The organism is Propionivibrio dicarboxylicus (genome assembly GCF_900099695.1).
Lineage (GTDB): Bacteria > Pseudomonadota > Gammaproteobacteria > Burkholderiales > Rhodocyclaceae > Propionivibrio > Propionivibrio dicarboxylicus.
In genome coordinates, this window is record NZ_FNCY01000013.1 from 19,237 (window position 1) to 32,778 (window position 13,542).

16 protein-coding genes are annotated in these 13,542 nt (G+C 60.7%); 14 read left to right on the forward strand and 2 right to left on the reverse strand.

The genetic code is table 11. From position 1 onward, the window contains the following. Positions 1-221: 221 nt before the first annotated feature. The 7 genes from BLR25_RS21040 to BLR25_RS14320 all read left to right on the forward strand — a co-directional run bounded on the left by BLR25_RS21040 (position 222) and on the right by BLR25_RS14320 (position 6,435). Positions 222-464: a hypothetical protein gene (locus BLR25_RS21040; protein ID WP_143009872.1), complete on the forward strand. Its 243-nt coding sequence runs from the start codon at positions 222-224 to the stop codon at positions 462-464. After that, the gene (locus BLR25_RS14295; protein WP_091938571.1) at positions 434-1,282 is read left to right on the forward strand and encodes a sugar phosphate isomerase/epimerase family protein; all 849 of its coding nucleotides are present in this window, start codon (positions 434-436) and stop codon (positions 1,280-1,282) included. Before BLR25_RS21040 ends, BLR25_RS14295 begins: the two co-directional genes overlap by 31 nt. Positions 1,283-1,294: 12 nt before the next feature. After that, entirely contained in the window at positions 1,295-2,131 is an 837-nt protein-coding gene (locus BLR25_RS14300; RefSeq protein ID WP_091938572.1) for a shikimate dehydrogenase family protein, read from the forward strand. A gap of 82 nt (positions 2,132-2,213) precedes the next feature. Then, entirely contained in the window at positions 2,214-2,816 is a 603-nt protein-coding gene (locus BLR25_RS14305) for a TRAP transporter small permease (RefSeq protein WP_091938573.1), read from the forward strand. Then, positions 2,813-4,093: a TRAP transporter large permease gene (locus BLR25_RS14310; RefSeq protein WP_091938574.1), complete on the forward strand. Its 1,281-nt coding sequence runs from the start codon at positions 2,813-2,815 to the stop codon at positions 4,091-4,093. Before BLR25_RS14305 ends, BLR25_RS14310 begins: the two co-directional genes overlap by 4 nt. A 97-nt stretch (positions 4,094-4,190) precedes the next feature. Continuing rightward, the gene (locus tag BLR25_RS14315; protein WP_091938575.1) at positions 4,191-5,201 is read left to right on the forward strand and encodes a TRAP transporter substrate-binding protein; all 1,011 of its coding nucleotides are present in this window, start codon (positions 4,191-4,193) and stop codon (positions 5,199-5,201) included. A 169-nt stretch (positions 5,202-5,370) separates the two neighbouring features. After that, positions 5,371-6,435, forward strand: a complete 1,065-nt coding sequence (locus BLR25_RS14320; RefSeq protein ID WP_091938576.1) for a Gfo/Idh/MocA family protein — start codon at positions 5,371-5,373, stop codon at positions 6,433-6,435. Positions 6,436-6,569: 134 nt separating this feature from the next. On the opposite strand, the gene BLR25_RS14325 is transcribed toward BLR25_RS14320, so the two are convergent. Beyond that, the gene (locus BLR25_RS14325; protein ID WP_091938664.1) at positions 6,570-6,959 is read right to left on the reverse strand and encodes an MOFRL family protein; all 390 of its coding nucleotides are present in this window, start codon (positions 6,957-6,959) and stop codon (positions 6,570-6,572) included. Between BLR25_RS14325 and BLR25_RS14330 the strand changes: the two genes are divergently transcribed. Further along, positions 6,919-8,556, forward strand: coding sequence for a sensor domain-containing diguanylate cyclase (locus BLR25_RS14330; protein ID WP_091938577.1), 1,638 nt, complete (start codon positions 6,919-6,921; stop codon positions 8,554-8,556). The two genes, BLR25_RS14325 and BLR25_RS14330, sit on opposite strands and share 41 nt — an antisense overlap. Before the next feature lie 10 nt (positions 8,557-8,566). On the opposite strand, the gene BLR25_RS14335 is transcribed toward BLR25_RS14330, so the two are convergent. Then, entirely contained in the window at positions 8,567-9,130 is a 564-nt protein-coding gene (locus BLR25_RS14335) for a YgjP-like metallopeptidase domain-containing protein (RefSeq protein WP_091938578.1), read from the reverse strand. Between the two features lie 291 nt (positions 9,131-9,421). Between BLR25_RS14335 and BLR25_RS14340 the strand changes: the two genes are divergently transcribed. The 6 genes from BLR25_RS14340 (at position 9,422) to BLR25_RS14365 (ending at position 13,528) form a co-directional block, all read left to right on the forward strand. Further along, entirely contained in the window at positions 9,422-9,742 is a 321-nt protein-coding gene (locus BLR25_RS14340; protein ID WP_091938579.1) for an ArsR/SmtB family transcription factor, read from the forward strand. Next, on the forward strand, positions 9,739-10,242 hold the full coding sequence (locus BLR25_RS14345; protein WP_091938580.1) for an arsenate reductase ArsC: 504 nt from the start codon (positions 9,739-9,741) through the stop codon (positions 10,240-10,242). The genes BLR25_RS14340 and BLR25_RS14345 overlap by 4 nt, the downstream gene beginning before the upstream one ends. Then, the gene (gene arsB / locus BLR25_RS14350) at positions 10,239-11,312 is read left to right on the forward strand and encodes an ACR3 family arsenite efflux transporter (RefSeq protein WP_176785907.1); all 1,074 of its coding nucleotides are present in this window, start codon (positions 10,239-10,241) and stop codon (positions 11,310-11,312) included. The genes BLR25_RS14345 and arsB overlap by 4 nt, the downstream gene beginning before the upstream one ends. A gap of 18 nt (positions 11,313-11,330) precedes the next feature. Beyond that, a complete protein-coding gene (gene arsN2 / locus BLR25_RS21790) occupies positions 11,331-12,608 on the forward strand; it encodes an arsenic resistance N-acetyltransferase ArsN2 (protein WP_176785908.1) in 1,278 nt (425 codons plus the stop codon). Continuing rightward, a complete protein-coding gene (locus tag BLR25_RS14360; RefSeq protein ID WP_091938581.1) occupies positions 12,605-13,159 on the forward strand; it encodes an RNA polymerase sigma factor in 555 nt (184 codons plus the stop codon). The genes arsN2 and BLR25_RS14360 overlap by 4 nt, the downstream gene beginning before the upstream one ends. Before the next feature lie 120 nt (positions 13,160-13,279). Continuing rightward, positions 13,280-13,528, forward strand: a complete 249-nt coding sequence (locus BLR25_RS14365) for a carboxymuconolactone decarboxylase family protein (protein WP_091938582.1) — start codon at positions 13,280-13,282, stop codon at positions 13,526-13,528. The last annotated feature ends 14 nt before the right edge of the window (positions 13,529-13,542 follow it).

The following is a 13,542-nucleotide window of genomic DNA, read 5'->3' on the forward strand; positions in this document are numbered from 1 at the left end:
GACGAATTGCCGTTCCCGCCGGCGTCGCTCTGTCCGATAACACGACATTGGCATAGTGAAACAACGGCTGCGTCAGCGCACGCGGTCGAGATCGCGACATCGATCGCTTTGCCCGACCGATGGCCGACGCCAGCAAGGCCTGTGATCGACTTAACCATTTGATTACGCGTAGCAAATTTACCTATTGACCTTCATAGAATGCGTCTATAAGCGGATAGAAAATGAGTATTTCATTTTTATTTTTGGCTCTTCTAGTATCCCCTTACACCACTTTCATGGGCCCGGTTCGACAGCAATCCGCAGTCCTCGCAGCGAAGTGCAATGCCATTGGCGAGTGTCATGAATCGCCCATCGGCGATGCAGCGGAATCGGCTCTCGAGGTCGCTCTTGTTTCGGCTGGCGCACCCCAACGATTTTTTCTCCAGGAGAAAACATGGCTTATCAATATTCGCTGGCGCATCTGACGGCGCTGGGTTGTCCGCCGCCGGAGCTGGCCTATGTGGCCGCCCGTGCCGGCTACGACTTTTTCAGTCCCCGCCTCATTTACATGGGATTGCCGGGCGAACCGAACTATGCGCTGGCCGACAACCCCGAGATGTTGCGCCAGACGAAGCGTGCGATGGCGTCGACCGGCATCCGGGTCCATGACATCGAACTGGCCCGCATCTATGACGACATGCATCCGACGAAGTACCTGCCGGCCATGGAAGTCGCGGCCGAACTCGGTGCCAAGGCGGTGCTGTCGAGCGTGTGGACGACGAATCTCGATTACGCCACGGAGAAATTCGCAGAGGTCTGCGACCTGGCGAGGCCCTTCGGCTTTACGGTCGACCTGGAGTTCGTTCCGATCGCCGGCATCAACAATCTCGCCGGCGCGGCCAAGATGCTGCGCGATGTGAATCGGTCGAATGCGGGATTGATGATCGACATGCACCACTTCCATCGCTCGCACGACAACCCGGAAGACCTCGATCGTCTGCCGCGCGAGTGGTTCCACTTCGCCCACCTGTGCGACGCCCAGGGAGAGATTCCCAGCGACCGCGACGAATTCATTCGCATCATGCGCGGCGAACGCCTCTATGTCGGCGAAGGCGGCATCGACATCGCGAATATTCTGAAGCGCATCCCGTCATCGATCATTTCCATCGAACTGCCGCACCTCGCCCGTGCCCAGGAATTCGGCTTTGCCGAACACGCATTCCGCTGTCTCGAGTCGGCGAAACACTATGTCAAGGAACATCTTCCCGAGTCGCTGCAACCCAAGTTGCATGGCGCGGCCTGAGGAGAAAAACAGATGCTAAGCGGAAAATCCACCCTGATTCCCCTTCTCGGCTACCCAACCTACGCGTTCAAGGCCCCGCTGGTTTACAACCCCTGGTTCGAGAAGCACAACATCGATGCCATGGTCATCCCGATGGGCGTCAAGGCCGAGGACTATACGACCACATTGCGGTCGGTATTCAACATGAGCAATGTGCATGGTGCACTCATCACCATGCCGCACAAGGTCGCCACGGTCGGACTGGTCGACGAGGTCTCGATAACGGCGAAGATCGCCGGTTCCTGCAACGCCATCCTGAAGCGACCCGACGGATCGCTGCTCGGCGACATGTTCGACGGTTCCGGTTTCGTGCGCGGTATCCAGCGTAACGGCTTCAAATGCGAGGGCGCGACGGTGCTGCTGGTCGGTGCCGGCGGCGTCGGTTCGGCAATCGCCGCCTCGCTGGCCGCAGCGGGCGTGAGAGCGATCTCGGTCTACAAGACGCGGAGCGATGCCGCCGTCAATCTGGTGGCACGCCTGAAGGAACACTATCCGCAGATCGATATCCAGTTGGTGTATTCCACCGACGTTTCCGGTTTCGATCTCATCGTGAACGGCTCTCCGCTCGGCATGAAGGATGACGATCCGCTGCCGTTCGATCTCACGCATCTGTCGCCCGGGACCTTCGTCGGCGAAGTGGTGACGAAGCAGGAAATCACGCCGCTGCTCGAAGTCGCCCGCGCCAAAGGCTGCCGTTACGTTCTCGGGACCGAGATGCTGTTCGAGATGATTCCCGCCTATCTCGAATTCTTCGGTTTTGGCACGGCGACCCCCGAAGAATTGAAGTCGGTGGCGCGTATTTCGTACTAGCCGGTGCCGACGATGACGACGTGGTTCGCGATCGCGAATGACAAATAACGGCGCCGACAGGCTTTTTGCCGAAGGGAGCGGTATGGCATATCTCATCGATTTGTACTTCAGGGGACTGAAGTTTCTGGTCGTTTTCTTCATCGGATCGATGGTCGTTCTGGTGCTGGGGAACGTGATCCTGCGCTACGGCTTCAACTCGGGCATTACCGTGTCCGAAGAGCTTGCGCGCTGGGGCTTCGTCTGGCTCACCTTCACCGGTGCGGTCATCGCCATGCGCGAACACTCGCACCTCGGCATGGATACGGTGGTTTCGCGCCTGCCGGTGGTCGGCAAGAAGATCTGCTTCGTGCTGAGCCATCTCATCATGATCTACTGCGTCTATCTCTTCGCCGACGGCAGCTGGAAACAGACCGTCATCAACCTTGGCGTCGAGGCGCCGGCCTCCGGGCTCTCCTCGGGCTTCTATTACGGCGTCGGCCTTTTCTTCAGCCTACCGGCGGCGCTGATCCTGATCCACGACCTGTACCTGATGCTGACCGGGCAACTGAAGGAAGACCAGCTTATCGGCGTCAAGGAATCCCAGGAAGACCTCGAAGAAGGCGAGCTGGAGGAATTGCAGCGCGAGATGGAGCGCGAAACGAAGGCGCTCGCAGCGCATCAACACCAGAAGCAGGGGACGCCATGACCATCGCCATCTTTACTTTCTCGTTGCTCGGCGCCATGGCCCTCGGCATGCCCATCGCATTCGCCCTGATCGCCTGTGGCGTCGCCCTCATGGCGCACCTGAGCATGTTCGACACGCAGATCATTGCGCAGAACCTGATCAACGGGGCGGACAGTTTCCCCCTGATGGCGATTCCGTTCTTCATGCTCGCCGGCACGACGATGAATGCGGGCGGATTGTCGCGGCGAATCATTCATGTGGCGATGACGCTGGTCGGGCATATCCGGGGCGGTCTGGGCTATGTCGTCATCCTGGCGTCGTGCATCCTGGCGTCGCTGTCCGGCTCGGCGGCGGCCGATGCGGCGGCGATGTCGGCGCTGCTCTTTCCGATGATGGTCAAGTCCGGCTACAACCCGGAAAAATCGGCCGGACTCATCGCCTCGGGCAGCATCATCGGACCGATGGTGCCACCTTCTCCGAACCTGATCCTGTTCGGCGTGACCGGCGGCCTGTCGATTACCAAGTTGTTCATGGCGGCAATCGTCCCCGGATTGATGATCGCGATCGGGATCACCATCGCCTGGTGGTGGATTGCGCGGAATGCCGATTTCGAAGTACCGCCGCGCGCGTCGGCCGCAGAAGTGGGCAAGGCGATCCGCGAAGGGCTTTGGGCCCTGGTGATGCCGGGCATTCTTGTCTTCGGCCTGAAATTCGGCATCTTCACCCCGACCGAAGCGGGGGTCGTGTGCTCCGCTTACGCGCTATTCGTGGCCATGTTCATCTACAAGGAACTGAAGTGGTCGCAACTGTACGGTGTGCTGGCGCAGGCCGGCCAGACGGCGGCGATCGTCATGTTCCTGGTGGCAGCCGCCCTGGTCTCCGCCTGGCTGATCGCCATCGCCGAAATTCCCCAGCAAGTCGTCGAAATCCTGCGTCCGTTCATGGGCAGCAAGATCCTGCTGATGGTTGCGGTCAACATCCTGGTCGTCATCATCGGCACCGCCCTGGATATGACGCCGACGATTCTGATCCTGACGCCGGTGCTGGTGCCGGTGATCGTCGCCGCCGGCATCGACCCGATCTATTTCGGCGTCGTCTTCATCATCAACAACGCGATCGGCCTGGTGACGCCGCCGGTCGGCACCACCCTCAACGTCGTCTGCGGCGTGACCAAGGTGACGATGGACAACGTCATCGTCGGGGTGCTGCCGTTCATGGTCGCGCAACTGGTCGTGATGACATTGCTGATCTTGTTTCCGGAATTGGTCCTGGTGCCGATGCGAGTGCTGATGGGCTAAGGGAATACGAACACCGGCAATGACCGCTGAATAGCGCGGATGGTTCTGTACGGAAAGTCTCTCCGATTAGAGGCTAACTTGATTAGGAGGAAGTGAAATGAGAATTGGCAATCTGCTTGGAAAGACGGCAATCGCTCTCTGTGCCCTTGGTCTCTTCTCGACCGTGCAGGCGCAGGTCAGCGAGCACACCTTCAGAATTTCGATTGCCGGCGCCCCGGGTCATCCCTCTGTCATGGGCGCGGAAAAGTGGGCCGAACTGGTGAAGCAAAAGAGCGGCGGCAAGATGACGATCAAGGTCTTTCCGAACGGCCTGCTCGGCGGCGACGTGCAGGTGCTGTCGGCGGTCCAGGGCGGAACGATCGATTTCACCTCGATGAATTCCGGCATCCTGCAATCGCAGGTGAAGGAATTCGCGATTTTCGACTTCCCGTTCATGTTCGAGAATGGCAAGGAAGCCGATCCGATTCTCGACGGCGCCTTCGGCAAGAAACTGGCCGATCTGCTGCCGGCGAAAAATCTGGTTAACCTCGCCTATTGGGAACTTGGTTTCCGCAACCTGACCAACAGCAAGCGTCCGATCGCCAAGGCTGATGACATCGCCGGCCTCAAGATCCGCGTGATCCAGTCGCCGATCTACATCGAGACCTTCAATGCCCTGGGCGCCAATGCCATCCCGATGCCGATCACCGAGGTGTACACGGCGATGGAGCAGAAGATCATCGACGGGCACGAGAATCCGTTCTCGGTGATCGAGACCAGCAAGTTCAACGAAGTGCAGAAATTCCTGACGGTCAGCAACCATATCTACAATCCGCAATCGGTCCTGGCCAGCAAGAAGAAATGGGACAGCCTGACCAAGGACGAGCAGGACCTCCTGATGGGCGCCATGCAAGAGGCGACGAAGTGGCAGCGTGACAACGCCCGCGCGCTGTCCGACCAATCGCTGACCAACCTCAAGAAGAGCATGCAGGTCAGTGTCTTGCCGCCGGAAGAAACTGCCAAGATCCGCGCCAAGATCAAGCCGGTGATCGACAAGTTTGCCGCGAACGTCGGCGCGGATCTGGTCCAGCAGTTGCAGGGCGAGTTGGAAAAGGGCCGCAAGAAGTAGGCTTTGCACGCTTCAGGATGCCCTCCTGTTTGTCCATGGCATCGCCGGGTGCCATGGACCTCTCCTGACAGAGGGATGTCCAGGCAATCCACGTAAACCAGGCGGTCGATCGGTGCCGGCGCCGGCCAGGCAGGCCGGAGCACAGCGATACGATTGCGGAGAAAGGGCAGTGAGCAAAGTCAGAATTGCGGTTGCCGGCGCCGGCCTCATAGGTCATCGGCATATCGAGGAAATTCGAAAAAGCGAGGCCTGCGCGCTGGCGTCGATTGTCGATCCCTGCCCGCCGGCCAGGTTCGCCGAGGCCGCGCGCGGTGCCGGCGTGCGCATCTACGCGGCGCTCGAGGACATGCTGGCGTCCGACAAACCCGATGGCGTCGTTCTCGCGACGCCAAACCAGATGCATGCCGATCAGGCGATGGTGTGCATCGGGGCGGGCATCCCGACCTTGGTCGAGAAGCCCCTTGCCCATACGCTGAGCGCCGGCATTCGGCTGTGCGAGGCCGCAGAAGCGGCGAAGGTCAAGATTCTGGTGGGGCACCACCGACTTCACAGCCCGATTCTGCACCAGGCGACCAAGGTCATTGAGTCGGGTCTTCTCGGGCAAATTGTCGCCGTCATGGGCAGCGCGGTGTTTTACAAACCGGACAGCGAGGGCTATTACGATGGCCCCAACGCCTGGCGCCGGGAACCGGGCGGGGGTCCGATCCTGCTCAATCTCATTCACGAGATCGGCAATTTGCGTGCCTTGGTCGGCGAGATCGTTGCCGTCCAGGCATTCAGTTCGAATGCGGCGCGGCGCTTCAACGTCGAAGACACCGCCGTGATCAACCTGAAATTCGACAATGGCGCATTGGGATCGTTTCTGCTTTCCGATACGGCGGCGTGCGCCAGGAGCTGGGAGCAAACCTCCCAGGAGAACAAGGACTATCCGAGCTACCCGGACGAAGACTGCTACACCGTCATCGGCACCTTCGGTTCCTTGTCCATCCCGACGATGCGCCTCAAGTATTATTCGCGGGCGGATGATCGTTCCTGGTACAAACCCTTCAAGTGCGGCGCGCTTGAAGTCCAGCGGAAGGACCCGTTAGCGGAACAAATCGATCATTTTGCCGCCGTCATCCGGGGAGAATGCGAGCCTCTGGTCAGTGCGCGCGATGGCCTGCAGAATCTGCGTGTCGTCGATGCCGTTCTGGAAGCCGCCGCGAAAGGATGCACGATCGGTACGGCAACCTGAACGCAAGTGCGGTTTACGACGATCCAGGATTGATAGAGCGGCCCCGGATTGCAACAGAAGGCATTTCGACCGGCGTTGCAGCGCCGGCCTTGGACGCTGCCGCTCCGTGCTTGAAAGCGCCTGAGCCAACAGGCTTACATAAGCAGAATTGCGCGAAAACCGCTCACGTTGGTCAAGATTGGTCCGGTAACGATCGAATTGCCGAGGCGCTTGAAGAAGGTATGCGCATCATTGTTGTCAAGAAATTCGCTGGGACGCATTCCCGTTCTCCAAACCCGATTCAAGGACTCCGGGCTGATGTAGGCGCCAGCAAGTGCGTATACGCTCTTCTCCCCGCCCAAGGCAATACAAAGCGAAAGAAGGAATTCAACATTTGCGCCACGACATTGGCGGCGACTCGGCGACGGATTGCGCCGGCAAGGCCTGCCGCGTTTCCGACGGCTATACTTACTTAACATTACTGCCATTTCGACGCGACAAACCATGCCTGTTCTGCTCGATACGCGAACCCTGTTGATGGTCATCACGATTGTGCTGATCAGTCGGGCCGTTGTCCTGTTTCATGTGTGGCGAGTGTCCAGGCGGTATTCCCCGCTCACCATGTGGGCGGCGGGTTCGAGCCTCCTCGCTGTCGGCGTCCTTCTCATCGGTCTTCGCGGCATCGTCTCCGACATCATCTCGATCATATGCGCGCAGGCATTGGTCATCACCGGCTGGATGATTTACGTCGGCGGGATCGGCCTGGCTGCCGAGCAACAACCGCCATGGCGGGCAGGAAAAATTCTGACGCTGATTTCAGTCGCGGCAATTGCCTGGTACACCCTTGCCACTCCGGATTTTCTCGCCAGAACCGTCGTAAACACCGTGGCATCGGTCACTTTCGAGCTGTACGCGGTACTAGCCTGCCTGAGATTTTCCGGGTCGAAGCGGAAAACCACCTTCCGAATCCTGGCGGCAGCGCTGATGATCGAGGCATGTTCGAACATCATCAAGCTCAGCTACATCCTCGACACTCGCACCGTCGATCTCTTTACCGGGGCATGGCAGATCGGTCAGTTCTTTATCGTTGCGCTGATCGTTACGGTAGTGAGTTCGATTCTCTTCGTCTTGCTGGCCGCGCAACGCTTGCAGGAAGACCTTGATGACGAGATGCGTTTGCGCCAGGAGGATCAACGCTTGCTTGCACGTTCGGAAGCCAAGTATCGACTCATCTACGAGGCGACTTCCGACGCCGTGATGCTCCTCAGCCAGGAGCGGTTTTTCGCGTGCAATGCGTCGACGCTGCGCATGTTTGGATGTCAGACAGAAGAAGAATTCTGCACATATAACCTGGTGGCATTATCGCCGCCGCGCCAGCCTTGCGGCAAGGAATCGTCGACACTCGTACAGCAGCATTTGGCACGCGTTTTCGAATGCGGCCACCATGACTTTGAATGGGTGAGCCGGCGCGTCGATAACGGCGAGCTCTTCACTGTCGAGATCCACCTGAACACCGTCACGATTGAAGGCGGGGCAACGCTCCAGGCCACGGCGAGAGATATCACCGAGCGTAAGCGCATGGAAGAGAGCATTCGCCAGCTTGCCTTCATCGACACCCTGACGCAGTTACCCAACCGAAGACTCCTCGTCGATCGTCTTGCGATGGCCATGGAATCGAGCAAGCGCAAGAATGTCCATTGCTGCCTGCTGTTTATCGACCTGGATAATTTCAAGCCGCTCAACGACACGTATGGCCATCCGGTCGGGGATCTCCTGTTGATCGAGGTGGCGAACCGTCTGCGCGGCGGTATACGCGCGATAGATACGGTAGCGAGATTCGGTGGCGATGAATTTGTCGTGCTGATCAGCGAACTGTTTTCCAGCCGGGACGAGTCGCGTAATGCAGCCGGTACGGTCGCCCTGAAAATTCTTTCCCTGGTATCGCATCCCTACCTATTGCACGCAACAGACGGGGATGGTCGTGAGCAAATCATCGAATATCAATGCTCCGCCAGTATTGGTGGCACCCTATTCACTTCTCATGAATTCAGCCGGGAAGAACTTTTCCGACAGGCTGACGCGGCCATGTACGCAGCCAAGCGCGCGGGACGCCATACTGTGCTGTTTTTCTCCGACATCTGACGCCGGGAATTCATGACATGCGCCTCTCCGGCAAGTCTTGTGGGAGCGGGTCAGGCGCAGTCCAGAGGGACTGACCGGTGATTTCCATGTAGCTCAGACAGGTGCGCAGATCGAACTCGATCTGATGGTAGTCGGGCTCCATATGCCGGCAAAGTTGATAAAAGGCCTTGTCATGCGCCCGCTCCTTCATGTGCGCCAGCTCGTGCACCGCGATCATGCGTAGAAATTCGATCGGCATATCCCTGAAGACCGACGCAATCCGGATTTCACGTTTTGCCTGCAGTTTGGAACCCTGCACCCGGGAAATGCTGGTGTGCGTTCCCAATGCCTGCCGGATCACCTGCAAGCGGCTATCGAACATCACCTTGCTCAGTTGCCCGACATTGCGCAGGTAGGTGTTCTTGATTTCCGAAACGTAGTCATACAGCGCCTTGTCGGTACGTACCCCGTGGGCGCTTGGATATTTCTGCAGCAGGATCTCCGCCAGCCGACCTTGCTCAATTAACTGATGCACCTGCTTGACGAGCGCCGGCGGGTAAGCGGCGAGATACTTGGGCAGCGTTTTCGGGGACATTGCATCGGTTTTGGGCAGCGAGGAAGGGTGAATCTTACCAGTCCTCCTGTCGGATCTGCCGTTTGCTGCCTCTCGTCGCCAAACGGCAGGCGAAAGACAGCGTGCCGCCCGCATCGGGGTCAGCGCAGAACGGCCACACAGGTCGAACGGCGCCGCCATTCGGGATGAGCGCCATATTCTCCAGCGCGCGGTCGGGAACATCCGGCACGCGCCCACGCAAGCATCACCTGCGCATTCCCCCTGCCACACAGGGTCTTGCACGACCTGCTATATTTTCATAATATTGGAACTATGGAAAACAAAACCGCTGTCACCGCCTTGTCCGCCCTCGCCCAGGAAAGCCGCCTGGCGGTCTTTCGCCTGCTCGTCCAGAACGGTCCGGACGGCCTGAATCCGGGGGTGATCGCCGAACACCTCGACATTCCGCTGCCGACGCTGTCGTTTCATCTCAAGACGCTGGCGCAATCGGGCCTCGTCTCGACCGTCCAGGAAGGCCGCTTCATCCGTTACCGGGCCGACATGGCCGCCTTCAACCGCCTCACCGATTTCCTCCTCGAAGACTGCTGCGGCGGAGAGCTTCAACGCTGCGCCACCCCCAACACCGACCAATGAACCTGAAGCCGCCTTTCAACGCGCTGGTGCTGTGCACCGGCAATTCGGCCCGCTCGATCCTCGGCGAGTCGCTCTTCAACCACCTGGGCAAAGGCCGCATCCGCGCCTTTTCGGCCGGCAGCCGGCCTTCGGGCGCGGTCAACCCGGTGGCCATCGAAACGCTGGACAAACACGGCATCCCGCGCCCGGCCGACCTGCGCAGCAAGTCCTGGGACGAATTCGCCGGCGACGGCGCGCCACGGATCGATTTCATCTTCACCGTCTGCGCCAGCGCTGCCGGCGAAGCCTGCCCCGTCTGGCCGGGCCACCCGGTCACCGCGCACTGGGGCATCGACGATCCGGCGCATGTCGAGCCGCTGGCGGCACGCCGCGTCGCCTTCGAAAACGCCTACCAGGCGCTGGAAAAGCGAATCGCCGCCTTCCTGGCCCTGGACCTTGAACACCTGCCGGCCGAAGCGATTGCGGCGGCCGCCCGATCGATCCATGAGGCCTGCCAATGAGCGTCCAGTGTGAAATCTCCGGCAAGAGCGCAACGCCGGCGCCGATGAGCGTCTTCGAGCGCTTCCTGACCGTCTGGGTCTTTCTCTGCATCATCGCCGGCGTCGTGCTCGGCCAGTGGTTCCCCACGCTGTTCCAGTCGATCGGCCGGCTGGAAGTCGCCCAGGTGAATCTGCCGGTCGGCATCCTGATCTGGGTCATGATCATCCCGATGCTGGTCAAGGTCGATTTCGGCGCCCTGCACGAAGTACGACAGCATGGACGCGGCATCGGCGTCACGCTCTTCATCAACTGGCTGGTGAAGCCCTTCTCGATGGCATTCCTCGGCTGGCTCTTCGTGCGCCAGATCTTCGCCCCCTACCTGCCGCAAGAACAGCTCGACAGCTACATCGCCGGCCTGATCCTGCTCGCCGCGGCGCCCTGCACCGCCATGGTCTTCGTCTGGAGCCGCCTGTCCAACGGCGACCCGCTCTTCACGCTGTCGCAAGTCGCACTCAATGACACGATCATGGTCATCGCCTTTGCGCCGCTGGTCGCCTTCCTGCTCGGCATCTCGGCCATCACGGTGCCCTGGGACACGCTCTTCACCTCGGTCGTGCTCTACATCGTCATTCCGGTGATTCTCGCCCAGCTCTGGCGGAAGTCGCTGCTCCGGCACGGCCAGGCCGCTTTCGACGCGGCCATGGCGAAGATCGGACCGTGGTCGATCTCGGCGCTCCTGCTCACCCTCGTGCTGCTCTTCGCCTTCCAGGGCAGGGCCATCATCGCCCAGCCGCTCGTCATTGCCCTGCTGGCGGTGCCGATCCTGATCCAGGTCTTTTTCAACGCCAGCCTGGCGTATTGGCTCAACCGCGTCCTCGGCGAAAAGCATTCGGTGGCCTGCCCCTCGGCCCTGATCGGCGCCTCCAATTTCTTCGAACTGGCCGTCGCCGCCGCCATCAGCCTGTTCGGTTTCGAGTCGGGCGCGGCACTCGCCACCGTCGTCGGCGTGCTCATCGAAGTGCCGGTCATGCTGCTGGTGGTAAACGTGGTCAATCGCAGCCGCGCCTGGTACGAACGGCCGACGGCCTGAACAGACAAGGAGAATGAAATGAGTGCCGTCCAGCACGACGCGATTCGCCAGACCGTGCGCCAACGCTACACGCATATCGCCGAAAACGAAGGCTGCGGCTGCGCGCCCTCCTGCTGCGGCTGCGCGCCCTCCTGCTGCGGCGGCCCGGACAACGACTCGGCGGCGACGTCGCAGAGCGTCGGCTACGCGGCGGCCGACACCGCCGCTGTCCCCGACGGCGCCAACATGGGCCTCGGTTGCGGCACGCCGCTGGCGATCGCCGATCTCAAGCCCGGCGAGACCGTGCTCGACCTCGGCAGCGGCGGCGGTTTCGACTGCTTTCTCGCGGCACGGGAGGTCGGTGCAACGGGCCACGTCATCGGCATCGACATGACGCCAGCAATGATCACCAAGGCGCGCGGGAACGCCGAGAAAGGCGGCTACGCAAACGTCGAATTCCGGCTTGGCGAAATCGAACACCTGCCGGTCGCCGACGGGTGTGTCGATGTCATTATCTCCAACTGCGTCATCAACCTGTCGCCGCACAAGGCGCAGGTATTCGCCGATGCTTTCCGCGTCCTGAAACCGGGCGGCCGGCTGGCCGTCTCCGACGTCGTCGCCTTCGCCGACCTGCCCGATGACATCCGCAATGACCCGACCCTGCTGGCGGGCTGCATGGCCGGCGCGTCTTCGATTGCCGACATCGAGGCAATGCTCGGCGCAGGCGGTTTCGAGCAGATTCGCATCCGTCCGAAAGATGAAAGCAAGTCCTTCATTCGCGACTGGGCGCCGGACAAGCCCATCACCGATTACGTCGTTTCCGCCACGATCGAAGCAGTCAAACCCGGCGCGTGCACGTGCTGCTGCAGCGACACGGACACACCGACGCTGCGCCAGGCCTCTGCCGACGATCTGGAGGCGATCAGGTCGCTGCTGTCGCGTTGCCAGTTGCCCGGCGAGGATCTCACCGAAGCGAGCCTGCGCACCTTCAGGGTGCTCGTATCGGGCACGCGAATCGTCGGGGTCTGCGGCATCGAGATCTTCGGCAGCGACGGCCTGCTTCGCTCGCTGGCGGTCGATCCCGCGCTGCGTGGCCGGAGATTCGGCGAACAGCTGGTCACCGCGTGCGAATCGGCGGCCCAGAACATTGGCATCGAACGGCTGTACCTGCTGACGACCACCGCCCGCGACTATTTGCTGCGCCTCGGTTATGCGGACATCGCCCGTGAATCGGCGCCGGAAGGCGTGCGCACCCACCCCCAGTTCCAGGGGCTGTGCCCCGCCAGCGCGCGCTGCCTGGCCAAGTGGCTCCAATGACTCCGGAAGCGCTGCTCCAGCATTACGGCCGCCATCGCGTGAAGCTGGTCGCAGTCCTGTCCCGCCTGGTGAGACGAGAGGAAGCCGAGGAACTGGCCGACGAGACTTTGACGAAGGCGCTGTCATCGGTCGCAAGCTTCCGGGAAGAAGCGGATGCCGGCACATGGCTGCACCGTATCGCCGTCAATCTCGCCTATGACTTGCTGCGCCGACAGATGCGTCATCCCGAGGTCTCGCTGGAAGACGGAATCGAGTCCCTGGAGCATGCCGCCGATGCGGGACAGGCGCCGCAGGAACAACGGGAGATGAGCCAATGCGTGCGGAATCTGCTGACAACGCTGCCGCCCGAGCAGCACGAGGCGCTCGTCCATGCCGACATCCATGACCTGACGGCCGCCGAGATCGCGCGGAACACCGGTGTTTCCACGGGAAACGCCAAGATCCGGCTGCATCGTGCGCGTCGCGCCATGAAAACCCTCCTCGAAACCCACTGCGATCTCGCGGTTGAAGCCGATGGCGTTTGCCGCTGCACACCGAAGGCTGCCGAATGAGACGCGCGCTGTATCCTTTTGCGTGGCGATTTCGTCCAAGGGAAGTACCTCGCCGGTACAAGCACTGAGAAGCTGTTTGTTCTCGCTCCCCGAACGTGATTGACGAAAGGAATCACCACAATGTTAGATGAAGCCACCAAAGAACTGATTGCGATTGGCGCATCGGTGACCGCCCATTGCCAGCCCTGCCTCGACTACCACGTTTCTGCCGCAAGACGGCTGGGTGTCAGGGAGGAAGACATCCGGATTGCCGTCGATGTCGGCAAGCAGGTCGGGCGCGGCGCCGCTTCCGCCATGGACAAGAAGGTCATCGAAACGCTGGGCAGACCAGCTGAGGCCTGTGCATCGGCGGGTTGCGGCTGTCATTAACCGGACGCCGGGCC